The following is a 21,377-nucleotide window of genomic DNA, read 5'->3' as shown; positions in this document are numbered from 1 at the left end:
TTCAGAACTTTGTGATATAATATTAGGCACGATTTTAAAACGACGGAGGAAATCATGTCTTTTGATGGCTTTTTTCTACACTATATGACCAAAGATTTGGAGCATCAGCTCCTTGGTGGGCGCATCCAGAAGGTCAATCAACCTTTTGAGATGGAATTGGTGCTTGGCATCAGACAAAACCGCACCAACTACAAGCTCCTGCTCTCTGCTCACTCGGTCTTTAGTCGAGTGCAGCTGACCCAGACCACTTTTCAAAATCCCCCCCAGCCTAACACCTTTACCATGATCATGCGCAAGTACCTGCAAGGGGCTGTGATTGAAAGCATCCAGCAGGTGGAAAATGACCGTATCCTTGAGATTAAGGTGTCTAATAAAAACGAAATCGGAGACCACATCCAAGTCACCCTCGTCGTCGAACTCATGGGCAAGCACAGCAACATCATTCTTTTGGATAAAAATGAAGGAAAGATTATCGAATCCATCAAACATGTGGGCTTTTCCCAAAACACCTACCGCACCATCCTTCCTGGTAGCACTTACCTGACACCACCTTTTAGAGAGCATCAGCTCAACCCTTTTACCGCAAGCGACGAGGAAATTTTTGAGCGCCTGCATACCACAGACGGACAAGCTAAAACACTGCAAGAACAGTTTCAAGGTCTAGGACGCGATACAGCTCAAGAACTGGAGAAACAGCTCAGTGCCACCAAGGAAAAACTCCAAGCCTTTAAAGCCTTTTTTGCAGCGCCCCTCGCTCCGAAGCTGACGGCATCTTCTTTTTCTGCTGTGGCGTTTTCCTCTGGAACAAAGACCTTTGACTCATTGGAAGGGCTTTTAGACTATTATTATCAAGACAAAGCGCTAGAGGACCGCATCAAACAACAAGCGAGTGACCTCATCCACAAGGTGCAGTCCGAGTTGGAGAAAAACCGCAAAAAGCTACGTAAGCAAGAACAAGAGCTAGCCGACACCGAAAAAGCCGAGAGCTTTAGGCAAAAGGGAGAACTCCTCAACACCTATCTCCACCTCGTTCCCAATGACCAAACAACAGTCACTCTTGATAACTACTATACAGGAGAGCCTCTTACGATTGCACTTGATATTGCCCTTAGCCCTAGCCAAAATGCCCAACGTTACTTTAAGAAATACCAAAAATTAAAGGAAGCCGTCAAGCACCTGAGCCACCTCATTGAAGAAACCAAGCAAACCATCGCTTACTTTGAAAGTGTAGAACTCGCCCTTGCCCAAGCCTCCTTGGAAGAGGTGGCAGACATCCGTGAGGAGCTGGTCCAAATCGGCTTTCTCAAAAAACGCCACGGGCAAAAACAGCATAAGCGAAAAGCACCAGAGCGCTATCTCGCTAGCGACGGCAAGACCATCATCTTGGTAGGGCGCAACAATTTGCAAAACGAAGAAGTCAGCTTTAAATTGACTAAAAAAGGAGAACTCTGGTTCCATGCCAAGGACATCCCAGGTAGCCATGTCATCATCAAGGACAACCTTGACCCAAGCGACGAGGTCAAGACCGATGCGGCTGAATTGGCGGCCTATTTCTCCAAGGCCAGACACTCTAACTTAGTGCAGGTGGATATGATTGAAGCCAAAAAACTCCACAAACCTACTGGCGTAAAACCGGGATTTGTCACCTACACAGGGCAAAAGACCCTGCGGGTCACACCAGATGAAGTCAAGATTCAAGCCATGAAAATAGAGAAATAAACCAAAAACGTCTAGGAAAATCCTAGACGTTTTTTAATCTTCTTCCAACAAATGCAGGATATCCAAATCATCTGGAACTAAGTGATGGTAACGCTTAGCCAGCTGTCTGGCTTTTTCTTTTTGTCCCATCTCACGCGCCAGATAAGCATAGTCTTTCAAGAAATCTGGATTGTCCTTGAGGTCGTTTTCCACTTCCTCGTAGAGGGAAATGGCCGCTTCTTCTTGTTCCAAGGCTTGATGGCTCTTGGCTTTTAGCCAAGAAGTCAAAGGCGATAAGGTTTCTTCGTCAGACAAGAGATCAAGCAGCTCTTGATAACGCTCCTCTTCCAAATAGAGATTGGAGAGGCGCAGTAAGACCTTTTCTTGATCCTCAGCCACCTCCTTTGCCTTTAGGAGGTAGTTTTCAGCTTGGGCCAAATCATGCGTTTCATAAGACAGTTGTGAGGCTAGTAGCAACAACTCACTATCAAACTCATTTTTACGCAAGCCTTGTTGGGCAAGCCGCAATGCTTCTTCAATGTGATGCTCCTCGTGAAGGCTCATAGCGTAAGCATACTCATAGCCGGGAAAATCTGGATTCATGGTTTCTAATTGTTTGAAATAAAGATTCGCCCGCTGATATTCCCCTTGGTCTGATAATAGCAAGGCCAACTCAAAGACGGTCTGATCGTCATACTCAATCTCCACTGCCTTTTCTAAAAATTCGATTGCCGCCTCAAATTTTCCTTGATAAGCATAAGCCAGCCCAATGCGCTGATAGGTAGACACCCCTGTCTGCTCTAAGATCTCACGGTTATCTAAGCTAGCATAATGACGGATAGCTTCACTGAAACGCTCCAAATTGAACTCAATCTCTGCTAAACCAAAGGTCACCAAAGGGTCTTGACTAAGGGCATGCGCCTCAAGCAATTTTTCAAGAGCCACATCTGTCAAACCCTCCATATCATAGAGATCCGCCATGACCATGAGGCTATTGACATAATAGGGACTGTCTTTTTCAATCTGATCGAGATAAAAGAAAGCCTGTTCACTATCACCTTCTTCGGCTGCAATTTGAGCAAGATTGAGATACACTTCGGGGAAATCTTGGCCAATAGTCAAATACACTGACTTTGCCTCCTCCCAAAAGCCGATCTGTTCCAGATAAGTCCCAAGCTCTAGCAAAACCGCTGGATCATCTAAGGCCAGTGCCTCTTCTAGGTGCTCGTGAAAGTTCTGTAAATCTCCTGATTCTAGAGCGGATAGTGTCGCCTCACTGGCTGAGTGCTTCATGGTTTTCCTCCTTTTCGTCCTCCTCATAAAGACCGCTGACTTTTCGGTACCAATCAAAAATTTCCTTGACCACAACCTTAATAGCAGAATAGACTGGAATCCCTAGAAAGACCCCCCAAACACCAAACATGGAACCAGCCGTAAGGAGGATAAACATGATGGTAATCGGGTGAATACTGAGCTTGCTTCCTAACACCAACGGGGTGACAAAACGTCCCTCAATGGTCTGCTCAATAGCAAAGACCGCCAAAACCTTAATCAACATAACAGGCCCAGCTACTGCGCCCAGGATAACCACAGGCACCATAGCCAAAAAACTGCCTAGATAAGGAATCATATTAAGTACCCCTGCCATCACTCCAAACGTAACGGCATAAGGCAGACCAATCAAGGTAAACATGATGGAAAACATGATCCCAACCACAATGGCAACCGTCACCTGACCTTGCACATAACCAGAGAACTGCTCATTGATACCAGATAAAATCCGTGACACAGATGCCCTAGACCTAACTGGCAAATACTTGACAAAACCTTCTTTCATGGACTTGGCATCTCTCAGGAGATAAAACAGAATGAAAGGCGAGATGATAAGAGCGACAATGACCCGAGCAAGAGCTGAGGTAAAGCTCCCTATCCAGTTGACCGCACCACGTGAGAAGGTCTCTGCGTAGCCGAGCGCCTTTTGGCTAAAGCTATCCACCAAGTCCTCCAGTTGAGGTCGAAGATTAGCCAGTCGCTCGTCCTGCAAAAGATGGGTGGACTGGCGCTCGACACTTCTGATATAAGAAGGAAGGTTACGAATAAAGCTCATCACCTGACTCTCTGCCATCGGCAAGAAACTAGCAATACCAACCAAAATAACCAAAACCAACCCAATAAAAACAAGAGCAATAGCAAGCGTGCGATTCATCCCTTTTTTCTCCAACCAAGAAACGAGAGGCTCAAGCAAGTAGTAAAAGATGGTCGAAATCACCAAAGGTAGCATAATGGCTGCCCCAAAATAAAGCAGGGGTTTAAACAGCCCACTAATCTTGGTAAAGACCAAGATATTAAGGAAAAAAAGTAACGTCACAAGAAGTGTGACCACAGCTTGATTGTTCAAAAACCATTTGAAAAACCAAGTCTTAGACGGTTGTTCAGGTGTTTTCATTGTTCCTCCAGTTCATGATTTATCAGATGTTTGATACCTCCTCCGAGATGGGGGAGGGTTTCTTTTAACACAGCAGGATTGAGATCCTTGTCAGATAGTTGGTCCAAAGAAAGCCAAACCAAGGAGCGCTTATCCTCTTTTTCTACGATAGCTTTTGGGGGCTGTCCGTCTAGGCTGACCAGATACAACAACTCGATATTATGGTGCAGCATCCCTTCTAGGTCAAAGAGATTTTCCACCACATAGACCAGCTCGCCGACGCTGGCTTCTACCCCCAGCTCTTCTTTAATTTCTCTTTTCAGAGCTATCTGACTGGTTTCTCCGACAGTAACTGCTCCACCTGGCAAGTAGTAACGCTCTAGCTTCGGCGCATAAACCGCAAGGATCTGATCGTCTTTTCTAATCACAGCACCGACCCGAAAGCTCGCTCTCTCACCATTCTCCGTAAAGCGAAAATCATGCGTCATAAAAGACCACCTCTTTTTCTACAAGCATTTGTTGGTCATAGGTAAACTTGGCGGAAAAGAAGGGAACATCCTCCAAAATCCAGCGAAACATTTCATAGTCGCCTTCCCAAGTCGGCTTATCCAAAACCGCTTCATAGGGTACCCACTCAAGTGTCCCTTCAATGCAGTCTTCTCGCAAGTCTCCATCAAAATCTGTCACTTGAAATACATAAGTGTACCAATCTTCATCAGGAGTGAAATGAGGAAACGTAATGACCCCACGAAAACGCATGCTTTTCACGTGAAGTCCTGTTTCTTCCAAAATCTCACGCTTGGCACAGTCTTCTGGGCTTTCCCCTTGCTCTAGTTTTCCCCCAACAGAGATCCACTTGCCCTCATGAACATCATTTGGCTTTTTGTTGCGGTGCATAAGAAGCAGCGCCTCACCATTATCAATATAGCAAATCGTTGCCAGTTTAACCATAACCACTCCTTTCTGTGTGTTTTTTATTATACCACAATCTGCATTGGAGAACCTTTAAAAAGCTCCTTTCTCTTCGTTAAAAAAGCAGGACATAACATCCTGCTGTTACCATTTAAGCTGAACATGATCCGTCATCTCTTTGTAGGCGGTATCGACCTTATCTTTCATCTCCTCGTCAAGTTCTTTGCGGTATTTCCCCCCTTTGATAAAATCCTCTAAAATCATAATGCGGTAGTCATAGTAATCATAACCTTCTTGACCGCCTTCGCCTTTATCCCAAGCCCAAACCAAGGTTGGGTGGGCTTTGATGGTTTTGACGATGGTCTTGTTATTTCTTTTTTCAAAGGTCACATCCATCAAAAGGCCCCGTTCTGTCCAAGGATTTTCTAGCATCTCATAGATCTGATTGGAGATAAAATTCCCCATAGAATAAATGATGAACTTCTTCTCACCATCTTTTGTCACCGTTTCTGCCGGCTCAACCACATGAGGATGTCCTCCAAAAACCACATCTGCTCCCCAGTCAATCATCTGATGATAGAGTTTGATTTGCTCATCTGTCGGCTCTAGTCGGTATTCAACTCCCATCTGCGGCATGACAATCGTCACGTCCGCTTCTTTTTCCGCTCGTTTGATGTCCGCTTTTATCTTATTTTCATCTAGGTCGGATAAATGCTTTTGATATTCCTCATCCGTGAGACCAGCTTCTAATCCATTGTAACCGTAGGAATAGCCTAAAATAGCAATCTTGATGCCATTGACCTTTTTAATCAAAATCGGCTCTTTCTCCCGATCCTTGGCATAAATACCGATGGTATCTAGTCCCAAGTCTTGAAAAGTCTTTTGGGTCTCAAGCGCCCCTTCTAAACCAGAGTCCAGCAAGTGATTGTGCGCCAAATCGACCACATCATAGCCCACTTTTTTCATGGTGCTAGCAATCTCCTTTGGCGCATTGAACAAAGGATAACCTGCTAAGGGATAGTCAGACGAGATGGTGCCTTCAAAATCCCCGATAGCCAAGTCTGCCTGCTCTATCCAAGGCTTGGCATACTTGAAATAAGGATTAAAATCATAAGTCCCATCGTCTTTCCTAGGACTGGTATAAAGGCGATCGTGAAGGAGAATGTCACCATTCGCCACCACTCTGGCTGTTTTCACTTTCGTTTCAACCGGCTGATTCTTCAGCCCTTGCGACAAACCATAAGCCGCTAGTCCAAAAACAACAATCGCTCCTGCCATTAAGGCCAATCCATGTTTCTTTTTCATTACACGCTCCTCCTTGCCTCTATTGTACCATCTTTCTAGAGAAAAAAACTATATTTTCTCAAAAAAAGAGCATGAGTTTTAAACTCACACTCTATTGGTTTATTCATCTACTTTCTTACGAAGGGCACCAAAGAGGATTCCTGAAACAACTGCTCCAATCAAGACAAAGACAAGATAAAGAATTGGGTTGCTCGTAAGGGCAATGACGAAGATACCGCCGTGTGGCGCAAGTAATTTGATACCTGCTAGACCAACCAAGCCACCTGCTACTGCAGAACCAGCGATAAAGCTTGGAATAGCACGAGCTGGGTCAGCTGCGGCAAATGGAATAGCACCTTCTGTGATGAAAGAAAGTCCCATGATAATGTTGGTCAAACCTGATTCACGTTCTTCTTCGGTAAATTTATCCTTGAAAAGAAGGGTTGCAATAAAGACTGCGAGCGGTGGTACCATACCTCCTGCCATAACAGCTGCCATGACGATAGATCCACCTGTCGAAACGCTGGCTGCCAAGGTTCCTGTACCAAAGACATAAGCGGCTTTATTGACCGGACCACCCATATCCACTGCCATCATCGCTCCTACCACTAAACCAAGGAGAACCGCAGAGCTACCAGACAAGCCTTGAAGGAAGTTGTTGAGTCCTGTATTGATTGCTGCCATTGGGATATTGACAAAGAGCATGAGGAAACCAGTAATAAAGACCCCAAGCACTGGGTAAAGGAGGATAGACTTGATTCCTTCTAGGCTACGAGGCAGACCAGCAAGCGCCTTACGAAGGGCTAAAATCACACCACCAGCAAGGAAACCACCGACCAAGGCACCAAGGAAACCAGAAGAGACCCCAGCAAGACCAAGTGTCGCCTCACCACCTGAAGCAAATGGAATCTTGCCCCAAGCTAAACCGCTTGAAGCGATGCTACCTGCCACAAAACCAGCAACAAGACCTGGTTTTTCAGCGATAGAGTAGGCGATGTAACCTGCAAGAACAGGAAGCATGAAGCCAAAGGCTGCCTTACCGATATTGATGAACATGGAAGCCATCTCATGATAAGAACCGAGGTTGCCGAGCTGATCTTTTGGCACACCCAGCATATTATCAATCAAGAAGGCAATGGCAATCATAATCCCGCCACCGATGACAAACGGTAGCATCTGACTGACCCCACCCATCAGGTGTTTGTAAAAGGCACTACCAAGGCTGCTTGGCGCTTCACTGCTCGTTTGAGCGCTCGCTCCTGCTTCATTGTGGTAAACAGGTGCTTTTTCATCTAAAATCGTTTGGATGAGCTCTTCTGGCTTTTTAATGCCGTCAGCTACTGGACGAGAAATCAAATGCTTCCCGTTAAAGCGTGGCATCTCTACCGCCTTATCTGCTGCGATGATGACCCCTTTGGCTTTTTTGATGTCGTCTGCACTAAGGGCATTGCCAACACCAGAAGCACCGTTGGTTTCAACCTTGATAGCGACACCCATCTCAGCTGCTTTTTTCTTGAGGGCTTCTTCAGCCATATAAGTGTGGGCAATCCCTGTGGTACATGCTGTGACCGCAACGATGAAGTCTTGACCTGCTTGAGGAGCACTTGTTTCCTCTTTCTTTTCGTCACTAGCTTGGTCAAACGTTGCCACCACCTCATCTGGAGTGTTGGCTTTTCTGAGTTTATCCGCAAAACCATCTTTTAAGAGGTATTGGGAGAGTTGGGCTAGAGCCGCCAAGTGGGTATCGTTGGCCCCATCTGGTGCTGCAATCATAAAGAAAAGATCCGTCGGCTGCCCGTCAAGCGCTTCATAGTCCACTCCTTTAGTAGAGCGTGCAAAGAGAACAGTCGCTTCCTTTACCGCTTCATTTTTACTGTGGGGCATGGCAATCCCATCGCCAAGTCCTGTTGACGTTTGGGCTTCACGCGCCATGATACCTGCCTTAAAGACATCAAAGTCACTCACATAGCCTTCTTCGACCAAGCGAAGAACCATCTCATCGATTGCTGCCTCCTTGGTGGTGGCTTGCAAATCCATGATCATGACATCTTTTCTTAATACATCTTGGATATTCATAGTTTTACTACCTCTACTTGTTGATAAATTTCTTTGATGAATGAGAGTTCGGCTAAATCATCGGAGAAAGCGGTCGCTGTGCCACAAGCTACGCCCCATTTGAGGGCTTCAACGGGATCTTTTGTGGTCATGATGCTACCCGCAAAGCCTGCCACCATCGAATCACCCGCACCGACCGAATTTTTCACCTGCCCCTTAATAGGTCTGGCAAAATAAGTCGCTTCTGCCGTTACCAGCAAGGCCCCATCTCCTGCCATGGAGATGATGACGTTTTTTGCACCCATTTCGAGTAATTTTTTGGCTTCTTGCTGGATATCATCTAAATCTGTCAAGGTTTTTCCAAAAATCATGCCTAGCTCATGATGGTTAGGCTTGACCAAAAGGGGTTCAAAAGCTAGACTATCTAGCAAGGTCTGCCCTTCAAAATCACAAACCACCTCAGCTCCCTGAGCCTTGACGATAGCGATTAAATCTTGATAAATGCTATTCCCTAGATTATGAGGCGCTGAGCCTGCAAAGACCACCACATCCTCAGCTGTCACACGAGCCAGCTTTTCTTTTAAAGCCTCAAGTTGCTCTGGCGTGATGGTAGGACCAAGTCCGTTGACTTCTGTCTCTTGGTCTGCCTTGATTTTGACATTGATTCTGGTGTCTTGATCTACCTTTACAAAGTCAATGCCAATGCCTTCTGCCAACAAGCCGTCTTTGACAAATTGACCCGTAAAACCACCTAGAAAACCAGTGGCGATACTGTCTTTTCCCAAACGCTTCAAAATCCGGCTCACATTAATCCCTTTTCCTCCGACAAACTTGTCCTCGCTCTCCATCCGATTGACCTCGCCTAAGGTCAATTGGGGCAAGCGAACGATAAAGTCAATGGAAGGATTTAAAGTGACGGTATAAATCATACTTCTATTACCCTCGTTTTCTCTTTTAGTTGTCGCACCAAGGCCTTTTCGCTGCTGTTGGTCACAAGGACCACATCTTCCACATGCGCCACCTTGACAAAATAGGTCTGGTTGCACTTGGAATCATCCGCCAAGACATAAGAAACCTTGCTATTTTTGATGATGGCTTTTTTGACCATGGCTTCTTCCAGATCAGGGGTGGTGATAAACTCACTATCAAGACCGTTCATGCCTAGAAAAGCCTTGTCAAAACTCACTTGGTTGATTTGCTCAACCGCAATAGGACCGATATTGGCATCCGTTGAAGGCTTGACATAACCACCAACAATGATGGTCTGGATGCCTTTTTCTACGAGCTTGACCGCATGGTGAATGGAATTGGTCACCACCGTTAGATTGACTTGACGAATGGCATCAATGAAGAGTTCTGTGGTTGTGCCAGGATCAATAAAAATCACATCGCCATCGTCAATCAAATTCACCGCTGCCTGAGCTAGCGCTTTTTTCTTTTGAACGTTTTTGATAGATTTTTGCTGGATGGTTAACTCCTCTTTTGAGGTCTTGATTTTTTCCGCCCCGCCGTGAATCCGACGTAGCAGATGCTCACTCTCAAGCTCATCCAAATCCCGTCTAACCGTTGACTCTGAGGTTTCCAATAGACTGACCAAGTCCTCGAGACTGACCACATCTTCCCAGCGTAATTTCTCCATAATCAGGCGCTTACGTTCTGATTTGAGAATAAGACCACCTCCAATCTGAAATCGTTTACAGTTATCATTTTACCACTTTTTAAAGACTTGTCAAGCAAAATCTGTCATTTTCTATCAAAAACCGTTAAATTTTAAAGAAAAATTTATCAATCACCCCAAAAAAGCACCTCATCATTGACTTTTTGAGAAAAGAGCGGTAAAATGAATATAGAAAAAGGAGCTGGTCTGCAAACCAACTCCATGTAGAACCGTCTAAGACGGTGGCTCGTTTTAAATTATTAAAGAATAACCGTTAACTCCCCAAAGCTAGACGGTTATTTTTTTGTCGTTTTTACGAGTTCAAGTATCAACATCACTATAGCGATAACAAAGTTACCAGCTGCAAGCATGAGTGTCAATACTTCAAACGTTGACAAAAGTTGCTCCTCCTTTCTGGCAGATTTTAATGATTCGCCCATAGGCATCACCGTCCTTTCAGAAATGAGAGCCACCGTCTCTACTTTTCTACGCTGTCTATTACATCATAAAAATCTCCTTTTCTGATCGCGAATTGATAGGCAAGAATTTCTCTCATCTGCTGCTTGTTTTCGGCAGATTACGTTCACTACATTTGGTGTCGTTTTTGGTGTGAGAACGCCGTCTACATCTTTGAAGGCCACCAACTGTCCCTTGGTATTTTCTTCATATTCTCAACTAGTCCACACTTAGCTTTGATATCCCTATTAGATGCATAAAGGAATTTGTCCCTAGCTGGCTGGTGCTTTGCGGATTTTTTTGCTATACTAGATAAATCTGTCCTTTGCTCGCTCGCAAGTGTCAGTGACCATTGCAGCTGGCGAGTAGAACACGTCGCTATTTTCTTCGGGAAAATTTCTGCCAAAGGCAGAATCGCGACTTTGTATCTTATGAAACTGAACACGGAGCTAACTTCTTCAGAAAAAAGATAGGTTTTCTTAAAGTCTTTATGACTTTTTCAAAAATCTCCTATTTTTCTTTTGAAGTTTTCGCTAAAGCGAACCGCTCCTTTGTATCTTATGTAACTGAACACGGGCTAAAATCCTAGAGAAAAAGACTCATCTTCCTGGAAGCTAATGCTTCTTCGTCAGATTCCCTATTTTCTTACGGATTTTTGAACGCCCTTTGTATCTTACTCTTAAAATAGAAAGGTTATGATGTCAAAAACACGTTTAGGTCTTTTTCTGGGGCTATTAACTTATGCGCTCTGGGGGTTGTTATCCCTATTTTGGAAGTTGCTTTCTAGTATTGATAGCTACACGGTGCTGTCCTACCGTGTCATCTTTACCTGTCTGACCATGCTGATTTATATGCTGCTTAGTAGGCAAGAGGAGCGCTACAAGAGGGAGCTTGGTCTGTTTATATCAGACAAAAAGATGTTTGGCACGATGGTTCTAGCGGGCTTTTTGATTGCGACCAATTGGTTGCTATTTATCTGGTCTGTCAACAATGGACGCGCGACCGAGGCCAGTCTTGGCTACTATATCATGCCCCTTTTTTCCATTTTTCTCTCACTTCTTATCCTAAAAGAGCGGCTCAACGCTTGGTCTATGGTCGCCCTTGGTTTAGTGGGAGTGGGTCTAGCTAGCCTCATCCTTCAAACCGGCTATATTCCGATGATTTCTTTAACCCTAGCTCTTACATTTGGGCTTTATGGTCTCATCAAAAAAGGTATCCCTCTCTCTAGTGATGTCACCATGCTGATTGAAAGTAGCGTGGTCTTGCCTTTTGCGGCTGGTTACCTTCTCTTTTTCTCCCAAACCTCTCTAGCCGAGGTGGGACTGCTAAAAGCCCTTCTTCTTGTTTCTTCTGGGGTTATCACAGCGATTCCACTTCTCCTCTTTTCATCGGCGCTCAAACTAGCCCCTTTAAATGTCATCAGCTTTTTACAATACATCAATCCCACCTTGCAGCTGATCCTAGCTGTTAGCTTTTTTAACGAAGTGGTCTCCCCCGAACAGTGGCTGAGTTTTTCCTTTATCTGGCTGGCCATATTGGTCTTTCTCATTGGGCAAATCCGCACTTTTCGGCAGGAAAAAAAGAAGGTGTCTTGATAATTTCCATACTTTTTCAGAAAACATCTTGACGATAGCTTGAAAATCCTATATAATAAACACCAACAAAATAGATTTTTCGATTGATGCAGCCTGGAGAGCAAGGTCAGCTGACCTTCGCCGAAGGAGTCATACTCTCAGGCGTCTCTTAGGGACAAAGACAGGTTGCGGACGAACTTCTGGAGAGACCGTTTTTACGGCACCGAAGGGGCAAGGTTGTCTTAAGACTACCCAATCTCTCAGGTAAAAGGACAGGAGAAATATGTTTCAAAAAGTTATCTTCTCACCAAAGACATTTTTTGAGATGCTTTTCTTTTGCATGATTTACTGAGATGACTAGGGGCTTGCCTTAGTCTTTTTTAAATGAAAAGGAGAAATGTATGCTACATCTATTGACTCAAGTCGACAATCTGGTCTGGGGAGCTCCCCTCTTAATCTTACTGGTCGGCACAGGCATCTACCTGACCTGTCGCTTAGGCGCTTTGCAAATCACCAAGCTCCCCAAGGCTTTTCGCCTTATCTTTAGCGAAGATCAAGGCGAGGGCGATATTTCTAGCTTTGGCGCTCTTGCGACTGCCCTTGCTGCGACTGTCGGGACAGGTAATATCGTCGGAGTTGCTACTGCCATCACCTCTGGGGGACCGGGTGCTCTCTTTTGGATGTGGATGGCTGCCTTTTTTGGGATGGCGACCAAGTACGCCGAAGGGCTCCTCGCCATCAAGTACCGCACCAAGGATGAAAACGGCGAGGTGTCTGGCGGTCCTATGTACTACATCCTGCACGGGATGGGGAAAAAATGGAAGCCGCTAGCACAATTTTTCGCCCTAGCTGGGGTCTTGGTGGCGCTACTTGGGATTGGAACCTTTACGCAGGTCAATGCCATCACTTCCTCACTTGAAAATAGCTTTGGTTTTGCGCCTTCGCTCACCAGTATCGTTTTAGCTATTCTCACAACGCTCATCATCTTCGGGGGAATTCAATCTATCTCAAAGGTGTCAGAAAAAGTCGTGCCGTTCATGGCGTTGCTCTATATCGGGGCATCTTGTTGGATCCTTTTCGTCCACCGAGAGGCGCTGTTACCAACACTTGGCTTGGTCTTTCAGTCTGCTTTTACCAAAACAGCAGCAGTCGGAGGTTTTCTAGGAGCGACTCTCAAAGAAACCATTCAAAGAGGGATTGCTAGAGGAGTCTTTTCAAATGAATCAGGGCTTGGCTCTGCTCCTATTGCCGCAGCTGCAGCAAAGACTAAGGAGCCAGTCGAGCAGGGCTTGATTTCGATGACGGGGACCTTTATTGACACCATCATTATCTGCACCATGACGGGGCTAACCATTCTCGTGACAGGCGAGTGGACGACAACACTCAGCGGTGCTCCGCTCACGCAGGCGGCTTTTTCATCCATTTTTGGACCTATGGGAAGTTTCTTGCTCACATTTTGCTTAATGCTCTTTGCCTTTACCACCATTTTAGGCTGGAGTTATTACGGAGAGCGCTGCTTTGAGTTTTTGTTTGGCACCAAGGGGATTAAGGCCTATCGCATGATCTTTGTCCTGATGGTAGCCTTGGGGGGCTTTTTACAACTGGATTTGGTCTGGATTTTAGCAGACATTGTCAATGGACTGATGGCTCTGCCAAATCTCATCGCCCTACTGGCTCTTTCTCCTGTCATTATCCAAGAAACCAAGAGGTATTTTTCAAATAAATAAGAGAGCTGGGAAACATCGAAGTCTGTGAAATGACTGATTTTTCCCACTCTCTTTTTATCTGTGTGCTTGAGCGCTATTTTCTAAAAAAAGCAATTATGGTATAATAAGGTTTACTGTTAAAAAGGAGACAACATGACACAAGAAACGTCACAAGACCGTCTAAAGTTAGCACAAAGAGGACCAATCATCAGTATCAGCGTCTATCTCATCCTAGCCTTGATAAAGTTACTCGCTGGACATGCCTTTCACTCAGCTGCCTTGGTCGCAGACGGGGTTAATAATGTCTCAGATATTATCGGCAATGCCACGATTTTAATCGGTATTTATCTGGCTAAAAAACCAGCTGATGCCGACCATAAGTTTGGGCATTGGAAGATTGAGGATTTGGCGAGTCTCATCACCTCCTTTATCATGTTTACCGTGGGTTTTCAGCTCTTGATTGATACCACAAGGCAGCTCTTTGAGAGTAAAACCAGTCCGATCGATCCTCTTGCCATGTGGGTGGGGCTGGGATCCGCTCTTGCTATGTTTTTACTCTACCTCTACAATCGCCATCTGGCAAGGCGCACCCGCTCTTTTGCCCTAGTCGCTGCCTCAAAGGACAATCTCTCTGACGCTTTGACCTCTCTTGGAACAGTGATGGCGGTTTTGGCTAGCTGGTTGCATTTCCCCATTATTGACCGTTTGACGGCATTTGTCATTACTGCTTTTATCCTCAAGGCTGCCTATGATGTCTTTATCACCAGTAGCTTTAGCTTATCAGATGGTTTTGATGACAAGGCGTTGCGTACCTATGAGGAAGCTATCTTGACCATTCCAAAGGTCATAGCCGTCAAATCCCAGCGCGGGCGCTCTTATGGGAGCAATGTTTTCTTGGACGTGGTGCTTGAGATGCACCCAGACCTATCCGTCTATGAAAGCCACGCCATCACCGAACAGGTCGAACAGTTGCTTCGAGATGATTTTGGCGTTTATGACATCGATATTCACGTCGAGCCTGCCCAAATCCCAGAAGATGAAATCCTCGCCAATATCGAGAAAAAACTCTATGCCTATGAGCTAGACTTTCTCACCAAGGAAGGTGACTATGAAAAGCGTCTCAGCGATAGCTTTTATCTGGTCAACGAAACCGGTCAGCTCGTCAAAACGAAACGTATGCTGGAAAATCCCACTATCTATCCCAAAAAACTATCCCACTTTAGGCTGACGAGCATCAGCCAAAAAACCAAGATGCTGACCTATCAAGTGGACGGCAGGGAGCACATCAGTCTATGGCGACGTCACGAAAATTGGCGCATGCTCTACCATCAGATCACCCCTAAAATGTAACACAAAACCTCTAGGACAAAATCCTAGAGGCTTTTTTCGATGGTCGAGATAAGCGCTACTCTCCCTTGACTTGGGGTGTTGCCACATCTTCACCAAACCATTTTTGAGAAATCCTTTGAAACTCTCCCTTGGCGTAGAGCTCTTTTAGGGCTTGGTTAATCTTTTGGACCAAGGTCTGGTCGGTTTTTCTAGCCCCAACAGCAAAACTTTCCATACCGTACGGGCTAGACAGCAAGCGGTATTGTGAGAGGACGCCTTCTTGATTGAGGTAATAGTCGGCATAGACCTTATCCATCAAAAGGGCATCAATCCTACCATATTTGACATCGATCAAGCCTTCTGTAAAGGTGCCATACTGGATGGCATCCTTGTCCTTGACCTTGTCTTTTAGACGCTTTGGCTGACTGAGAAAATCACCGTAACCAGATGAGCCACTCTGCACGCCTAGGGTCTTTCCGGTCATGTCGGCTAGGGTCTTAATCCCAGCGGATTTTTTGGTGACCAAGACCTGCTCATTTTTCATATAAGGCAGGGTAAAGCGTACCTTTTGGGCACGTTCTGGTGTTTCTGAATAGCCGTTCCAGATGAGGTCAATCTTGCCTTGCTCAAGCTCAGTTTCCTTTAAATCCCAGTTAATGGGCTGCCAGTCCACGGTGATGCCATAAGTGGCAAAGACACGATTGGCAAGGTCAATATCAAAGCCTGTATTCTTACCCTTGTCATCCTCAAATCCCATGGGAACAAAGGTATTGTCAAATCCAATCACGATGCGCTTTTCCTTGACATAAGTCTGCCACAAATCTTGATTGAGATGGCTTCTTTTCGGCAGGCTTTGCTCTTTTTTGCCACAAGCCGCTAAAATAAAACAGACCAAACAAAGTGTAAAACAGGTGACGAGTTTTTTCATAGGTCACCTCATTTCGGTTGGATTTCGATGAGTTCATCTGCCACACGTTCTGCAAAATCAAGGTCGTGGGTGATGATCAGCTGGGTCATGCCTGAGGCTTTGTTTTGCAGGATAAGCTTTTCGACTTCTTGGCGCAATTCTGGATCAAGCGCTGAGGTCGGCTCATCATAGCCGATGATTTCTGGATCAATCATCATGGCACGCGCTAGAGCAACCCGTTGTTTTTGCCCACCAGACAGGGCATAAGGATAGAGATGACTGTGCTCTCCTAAGCCAAGACGGCTAAGGAGCTGCAATGCTTTTTCCTTTGCCTCCTGCTCTTTCATGCTTTTTGTTTTGATAGGAGAAAGCGTTAAATTCTCTAAGACACTCAAGTGTGGAAAGAGCTGAAAGTCTTGAAAAACAAAGCCAAGGAGCTGCTCTTTTGCCAGATAGTCCAGTCCCACTTCCTTGCCCTTATAGAAAATCTGCCCCGAATCAATGCTCTCAAGACCAGCTAGCATCCTAAGCAGAGTGGTCTTTCCCCCACCAGACTGCCCGACAATAGCTAGGGTCTTTCCTTCTTGAATGTTTAGATGAAAATCCTCAAAAATTTGCTTGTCAAAAAAGCGTTTGGATAAATGCCTGATTTCTAACATCTCTTTTCACCTCCTTACCTGTAATTTGAAAAACGTTTTTCCACCTGTTTGGATAAGAGGGTCAAGCCTCCAATCATCAAAAGGTAAAACCCGCCTGCAATAAACATGGGAAGAAGACTAGCATCACGATTAGCAGCCGTGCGACTGGCTAGAAGCAAATCCCCAATTCCCAAAGTGTAAACCAAGGACGAATCCTTGACCAAGGTCATGATTTCGTTAAAGACACTAGGCAGGACAATCTTTACCACCTGAGGTAAAATGATATAGCGAATGGTCTGAAACGGGGTAAAGTTGAGCACCTTGGCTGCTTCGTACTGCCCTTTTGGAATGGTCTCAATTCCCCCACGGAAAATCTCAGCAAAATAAGCCGCATAATTGAGCGTAAAAGCGACAATAGCAGCTGGAAAACGCTCCAAGACGATTCCGACATTGGGCAAGATATAGTAAATAAAAATCAACTGGAGCAATAAAGGTGTCCCCCTCATCACCCAGATATAAAGCGTCAAAAACCATTTGAGAGGCTTAAACGGCAGGCGCATCAGAAACGCCAAGGCTGCTCCCAAGGGAATGGACAAGACCAAGACCCAAGCAAAGACCTCCAAAGTCACCCAGGCTCCTTTTAAAAGATTGGGTAAAATATCGAGTAAGTAGGTCATACTTTCCTCCTTTATGAAAGATTAATCCCTTTCATTGTACCATATTTCACGCATTTTCAGGAAAAAAAGATAGATTTTGACGCAAAGCGTAAGATTTCAAAAAGAAAAAAATATCTTTTTTTTCAAAAAAGTATTGCCATATCGACAAAGCTGTGTTACACTAGGAGCAAGTATTTGATAACACACAAGATTAAGAAAGGAGCTGCTCTCATGATGAATGTGGTTTTAGCTGTCATTATTTTGCTCATCGTAACATCCGTTCATATCGAGAGTAGATCATGACGCTTTTTTCTTTACCTTCGTTTAGAAAACTCGCCATCTACCCTCGAATAAAGGGTGGGGCGAGTTTTTTGTTTTACCAGATACCAAATTTATTTCCTGCGCAGTCTTTGCTCTTATGGCACAAGGCTATGCGACCATAGAAAGGGTGTTTTCATGACAAAAAAACCTGCATCACTCACATTAGGGACGTTCTGCAGTCGGGTTCTAAATGGAACGGCGATTGCTGTTTTGGTGGGGCTCTTGCCAAATGCCATTTTATCTGTGATCCTCACTGCTCCTTTTTTGAGTCATCTTCCCTTCATTGCCACTTGGCAGTCCGCAAATGTCCTCTTTCAATCCTTGGTTCCTGCTCTTATGGGAGCCTTGATTGCAACAGAGTTTGGCTTTAAGGGGATCAAGCTAGGATTTGTAGCTGCTGCAACGGCCGTCGGATCTGGCGTCACGGCAAAATCTTTGGTGGCTAGCAACCTTTTGACCCAGCTAAAGGCAGCAAATAGTAGTCCCGACATCTTAAAAGCAGCTACAACACTGTCCACCAGCTATGTTACAGCTGGGACAGGCGACATCATCAACGCCATGTTGGTAGCAAGTCTCTCAGTAGCTGTCCTACTTCTCTTAGGAGATCGCTTAGGATCACTGAGCATCATCTTGCTTCCCATCATGGGAGCTTTGGTGGCTGCCGTTGGACTCTTGATCCTGCCTTATACCAAGTCCATTACGACGGAAATTGGGGTGATGATCCAGCACTTTACCGACCTGCAACCCTATGTCATGAGCCTACTCATCTGCATTTCCTTTGCCATTTTGATTGTCTCACCGATTTCAACAGTGGCTATCGGGCTTGCCATTGGTCTTAATGGTCTAGCAGCTGGGGCTTCTGCCATGGGAGTGGCTGCAACCACCATGGTGCTCGTCGTTCACTCCTTTAGTGTCAATAAACCAGGTGTCACTTTGGCACTCGCCCTTGGTTCGATGAAGATGATGATGCCAAATGTCTTTAGACACCCAATTGTTTATATCAATATCGTCACCACTGCTGCCCTTTGTTCCCTCTTGGTGCCACTCTTTCACATCACAGGAACACCAGCTAGTGCCGGTTTTGGCTTAGTGGGACTGACTGGACTCTTTGCTTCTATCACAGGTGGTTTGTCGCCCCTCTTAGCTCTTGTGGCTTGGATTGCCCTTCCACTTGTGGTGGCTTGTCTCACGCGCTTTGTCTATGTCAGCGTGTTAAAACTTTATAAATCTGACGTCTTTCGCTTCACTGCTTAGTGCAGTCTTTGTTACATGAAAAGGAGATCTCACATGACTGTTCAATTAGATTGGAATAACCTTGGATTTGCTTATCGTAAATTGCCTTATCGCTATATCGCTCGTTACAAGGACGGAGCTTGGCAGACGGGTGGCTTGAGTGAAGAGTCAACCCTTGATATCGGCGAATGCTCGCCTTGTCTGCACTATGGTCAACAGGCCTTTGAAGGACTCAAGGCTTACCGAACCAAGGATGGGCATATCCAACTCTTTCGCCCAGATCAAAATGCAGCTCGCTTGCAACGTTCAGCAGAACGCCTTCTCATGCCAGCTGTTCCGACAGACCTCTTCCTTCATGCGGTCAAGTCCGTTGTTAGGGCTAACAGCGATTACGTCCCACCTTACGGGACAGGGGCTACCCTTTATCTACGTCCTTTGTTGATTGGAGTTGGAGACATCATCGGTGTTAAACCGGCTGAAGAATACCTCTTTGTCGTTTTTGCCATGCCAGTTGGTAACTACTTCAAAGGAGGATTGACCCCAACTAACTTCCTCGTTTCTGAACATTATGACCGCGCTGCCCCTTATGGAACAGGAGCAGCAAAAGTCGGCGGAAACTACGCTGCCAGCTACCTGCCTGGTAAGCTCGCCAAGGAACGCGAATTTTCAGACGTTATCTACCTTGATCCAGCTACCCATACTAAGATTGAAGAAGTGGGCGCCGCTAACTTCTTTGGGATTACCAAGGACAATACCTTTGTCACCCCTCTTAGTCCTTCTATTCTACCGTCTATCACCAAATACTCCCTCCTTTATCTAGCGAAACACCGCCTCGGTATGGAAGCTATCGAAGGGGAGGTGCCTATCGCAGAGCTGGACCGTTTTGCAGAGGCAGGAGCTTGTGGCACGGCTGCTGTCATCTCTCCGATTGGTGGGATTCAGTACAAGGACAAGTTTCACGTCTTTTATAGCGAAACCGAAGTCGGACCAGTCACCAGACGACTCTATGACGAACTCACCGGTATTCAGTTTGGCGATGTGGAAGCGCCAGAGGGCTGGATTTATCCCGTGGATTGAGATACAGAAAAAGAGAAAATCCTGTGATTTTCTCTTTTTATTATCGTCCATTCTTTTCCATGAAGACTTGAATACGCTCTGGTATGCCTAAAAGAAAGGCAAGCATTTTGTCTGACCATTCCTTTTCAATGGCTTGACGTTGGGATGGCTCTAGTGACTTAATGATGTGTTTATCCAAATGAATGTCATCAAGGGCTGGATTGGTGTTCATCATGGTTTTGCCATTGACTTTAATTTGACAGATATTGTAGGTTAAATTGAAATCGATGTGAAACTCAACGTCCTCCCAAGCAATCTCCGTAAAGCTGACTTTCCCAAACAAATTGCGCTTGACCAGATAAACGCCGTCTTCGCCAAATAGCATGCCCACCTTGAGCAATTTAACAAACATGGCAAAGATATTTTTAGAGTGGAGGGCGCTGAATTTGGGGTATTGTTTCCAAAAGGAAAGGGCGGATACAAAGCCGAGGCATTCTTTTGGAAGGAGAACATCAGATTGTTCTTCGTTTGCCGTTTGTGAAATCAGCCACTCCAAATTGTTTTCTGAGAGTGGTTTCCAAAAGACCTCTTCTGCTAAATCGCATAAATAGCGGTATTTAGCTAGATCAATGGTTTTAACATCAAAGGCTTCTGCTTCCATTAAGGCTAGCAAATCAGCAGATGGATAGTGATATCCTGGAATGTTCTCGCTAGATGTCATGTTCTCCTGCTCTTCCTTGACAGAAGAGCGGGTTTCTCCATCTAAGAATTGGTCAAATAAAGCCGTTAGCTCATGAAGCGAATGCGGCCAAAAATCACCATAAGCATACACATTGACAGGCGCGATGCAAAAGCCATAGATATTGGCTAAAAAATCATTTGCCGTCACGATGGTTGGCGCTTCTGAGACATTTTGCAGTAATTTTCCCAAGGCACATGAGGCTAGATACTGTTCCCAAGACGCATAACTCTTTTGAATACGTTGTGTCTCTTGGTTAAACATCTGGGTAAACTCTTCCTCGCTAATCAGTCGTCCGGAGTGGGCCTTCACTAAAATATCAATAATGCGACAATCATCAAAGCCTTGAAGATCCTTTCCTGCACTTAACTGCTGCAAGGAACGTAAGAAAATTTGCATGTCTTGATCTGAAACAAAATCAATCGCTGCATCCACGTCCTCTATGCTATGGTAGTAGCCATTTTTTAAGTCTGAAAGCTCTGTTAATAGGCTTTCTTCATCAAAAATACCATAATTTTCAGATAGTCCATAACGGAGCAAGCCACGCATCATGCGGTTCATGCCAGAGATGGTGGTGTCTAGTAAGTCCTTTTCGATAAACTGCTCGCTCATCCTGCTTGCGATATAGGGCTGATAACTGTAAGGGCTGCGTAATAGGGCGTATTTTGATTTCATAGGCTTTCTTGTATGGTCATCGTGACGTCCGACCATACCTTCCTTTTTCTTTCTTG

The 21,377-nt window shown here is 45.3% G+C and carries 19 protein-coding genes and 1 riboswitch; of the genes, 6 read left to right on the top strand and 13 right to left on the bottom strand.

Annotated features, from left to right (window positions below; all coding sequences use genetic code 11):
• The first annotated feature begins 54 nt into the window (after positions 1-54).
• Positions 55-1,719 carry an Rqc2 family fibronectin-binding protein gene (locus ACZ49W_RS03400; RefSeq protein ID WP_464813931.1) on the top strand — a complete coding sequence of 555 codons (1,665 nt, stop codon included), beginning with the start codon at positions 55-57 and terminating at the stop codon, positions 1,717-1,719.
• Between the two features lie 33 nt (positions 1,720-1,752).
• Here the strand turns inward: ACZ49W_RS03400 and ACZ49W_RS03395 are convergent, their stop codons facing one another.
• The 9 genes from ACZ49W_RS03395 to ACZ49W_RS03355 form a co-directional block, all read right to left on the bottom strand.
• Complete coding sequence (locus tag ACZ49W_RS03395; protein ID WP_464813930.1) at positions 1,753-2,991, bottom strand: tetratricopeptide repeat protein; 1,239 nt, start codon at positions 2,989-2,991, stop codon at positions 1,753-1,755.
• Positions 2,972-4,144: an AI-2E family transporter gene (locus tag ACZ49W_RS03390; RefSeq protein WP_464813929.1), complete on the bottom strand. Its 1,173-nt coding sequence runs from the start codon at positions 4,142-4,144 to the stop codon at positions 2,972-2,974. Before ACZ49W_RS03390 ends, ACZ49W_RS03395 begins: the two co-directional genes overlap by 20 nt.
• Positions 4,141-4,611, bottom strand: coding sequence for an NUDIX hydrolase (locus ACZ49W_RS03385; protein ID WP_464813928.1), 471 nt, complete (start codon positions 4,609-4,611; stop codon positions 4,141-4,143). The genes ACZ49W_RS03390 and ACZ49W_RS03385 overlap by 4 nt, the downstream gene beginning before the upstream one ends.
• Positions 4,601-5,074: an NUDIX hydrolase gene (locus tag ACZ49W_RS03380; RefSeq protein ID WP_464813927.1), complete on the bottom strand. Its 474-nt coding sequence runs from the start codon at positions 5,072-5,074 to the stop codon at positions 4,601-4,603. The genes ACZ49W_RS03385 and ACZ49W_RS03380 overlap by 11 nt, the downstream gene beginning before the upstream one ends.
• Positions 5,075-5,179: 105 nt before the next feature.
• Positions 5,180-6,340, bottom strand: coding sequence for a CapA family protein (locus tag ACZ49W_RS03375; RefSeq protein WP_464813926.1), 1,161 nt, complete (start codon positions 6,338-6,340; stop codon positions 5,180-5,182).
• Between the two features lie 99 nt (positions 6,341-6,439).
• On the bottom strand, positions 6,440-8,395 hold the full coding sequence (locus ACZ49W_RS03370) for a PTS fructose transporter subunit IIABC (protein ID WP_464813925.1): 1,956 nt from the start codon (positions 8,393-8,395) through the stop codon (positions 6,440-6,442).
• Positions 8,392-9,303, bottom strand: a complete 912-nt coding sequence (gene pfkB / locus ACZ49W_RS03365) for a 1-phosphofructokinase (protein WP_464813924.1) — start codon at positions 9,301-9,303, stop codon at positions 8,392-8,394. The genes ACZ49W_RS03370 and pfkB overlap by 4 nt, the downstream gene beginning before the upstream one ends.
• Entirely contained in the window at positions 9,300-10,043 is a 744-nt protein-coding gene (locus ACZ49W_RS03360; protein ID WP_464814947.1) for a DeoR/GlpR family DNA-binding transcription regulator, read from the bottom strand. Before ACZ49W_RS03360 ends, pfkB begins: the two co-directional genes overlap by 4 nt.
• A 284-nt stretch (positions 10,044-10,327) precedes the next feature.
• Positions 10,328-10,471, bottom strand: a complete 144-nt coding sequence (locus tag ACZ49W_RS03355) for a putative holin-like toxin (RefSeq protein ID WP_464813923.1) — start codon at positions 10,469-10,471, stop codon at positions 10,328-10,330.
• Between the two features lie 714 nt (positions 10,472-11,185).
• On the opposite strand from ACZ49W_RS03355, the gene rarD reads away from it, so the two are divergent.
• The 3 genes from rarD to ACZ49W_RS03340 all read left to right on the top strand — a co-directional run bounded on the left by rarD (position 11,186) and on the right by ACZ49W_RS03340 (position 15,117).
• The gene (rarD, locus tag ACZ49W_RS03350) at positions 11,186-12,082 is read left to right on the top strand and encodes an EamA family transporter RarD (RefSeq protein WP_464813922.1); all 897 of its coding nucleotides are present in this window, start codon (positions 11,186-11,188) and stop codon (positions 12,080-12,082) included.
• Between the two features lie 169 nt (positions 12,083-12,251).
• A riboswitch (glycine riboswitch) is annotated at positions 12,252-12,347 on the top strand.
• A 115-nt stretch (positions 12,348-12,462) separates the two neighbouring features.
• Positions 12,463-13,788, top strand: coding sequence for an alanine/glycine:cation symporter family protein (locus tag ACZ49W_RS03345; RefSeq protein ID WP_464813921.1), 1,326 nt, complete (start codon positions 12,463-12,465; stop codon positions 13,786-13,788).
• Between the two features lie 132 nt (positions 13,789-13,920).
• Positions 13,921-15,117: a cation diffusion facilitator family transporter gene (locus ACZ49W_RS03340; RefSeq protein ID WP_464813920.1), complete on the top strand. Its 1,197-nt coding sequence runs from the start codon at positions 13,921-13,923 to the stop codon at positions 15,115-15,117.
• Between the two features lie 55 nt (positions 15,118-15,172).
• On the opposite strand, the gene ACZ49W_RS03335 is transcribed toward ACZ49W_RS03340, so the two are convergent.
• From ACZ49W_RS03335 to ACZ49W_RS03325, 3 genes are read right to left on the bottom strand one after another with little or no spacing between them, the layout of a single operon-like run.
• Positions 15,173-16,024, bottom strand: coding sequence for an amino acid ABC transporter substrate-binding protein (locus ACZ49W_RS03335; protein WP_464813919.1), 852 nt, complete (start codon positions 16,022-16,024; stop codon positions 15,173-15,175).
• 8 nt (positions 16,025-16,032) lie between these two features.
• Positions 16,033-16,662 (bottom strand): amino acid ABC transporter ATP-binding protein, encoded by a 630-nt coding sequence (locus tag ACZ49W_RS03330; RefSeq protein ID WP_464813918.1) that lies wholly within the window; start codon positions 16,660-16,662, stop codon positions 16,033-16,035.
• A 14-nt stretch (positions 16,663-16,676) separates the two neighbouring features.
• Positions 16,677-17,318, bottom strand: coding sequence for an amino acid ABC transporter permease (locus tag ACZ49W_RS03325; protein ID WP_464813917.1), 642 nt, complete (start codon positions 17,316-17,318; stop codon positions 16,677-16,679).
• Positions 17,319-17,753: 435 nt separating this feature from the next.
• Between ACZ49W_RS03325 and ACZ49W_RS03320 the strand changes: the two genes are divergently transcribed.
• Both ACZ49W_RS03320 and ACZ49W_RS03315 read left to right on the top strand, forming a co-directional pair.
• Positions 17,754-18,872, top strand: a complete 1,119-nt coding sequence (locus ACZ49W_RS03320) for a PTS sugar transporter subunit IIC (protein WP_464813916.1) — start codon at positions 17,754-17,756, stop codon at positions 18,870-18,872.
• Between the two features lie 15 nt (positions 18,873-18,887).
• Complete coding sequence (locus tag ACZ49W_RS03315) at positions 18,888-19,928, top strand: branched-chain amino acid aminotransferase (RefSeq protein WP_464813915.1); 1,041 nt, start codon at positions 18,888-18,890, stop codon at positions 19,926-19,928.
• A gap of 40 nt (positions 19,929-19,968) precedes the next feature.
• Here ACZ49W_RS03315 and ACZ49W_RS03310 read toward each other — a convergent pair whose 3' ends face one another.
• Positions 19,969-21,321: a DUF1266 domain-containing protein gene (locus ACZ49W_RS03310; protein WP_464813914.1), complete on the bottom strand. Its 1,353-nt coding sequence runs from the start codon at positions 21,319-21,321 to the stop codon at positions 19,969-19,971.
• Positions 21,322-21,377 lie beyond the last annotated feature (56 nt).

It is taken from the genome of Streptococcus sp. STR1/CE/0325, from assembly GCF_055386095.1.
The sequence above is the reverse complement of the archived record's forward strand: the minus strand, read 5'-3'. Positions and strand labels throughout refer to the sequence as shown.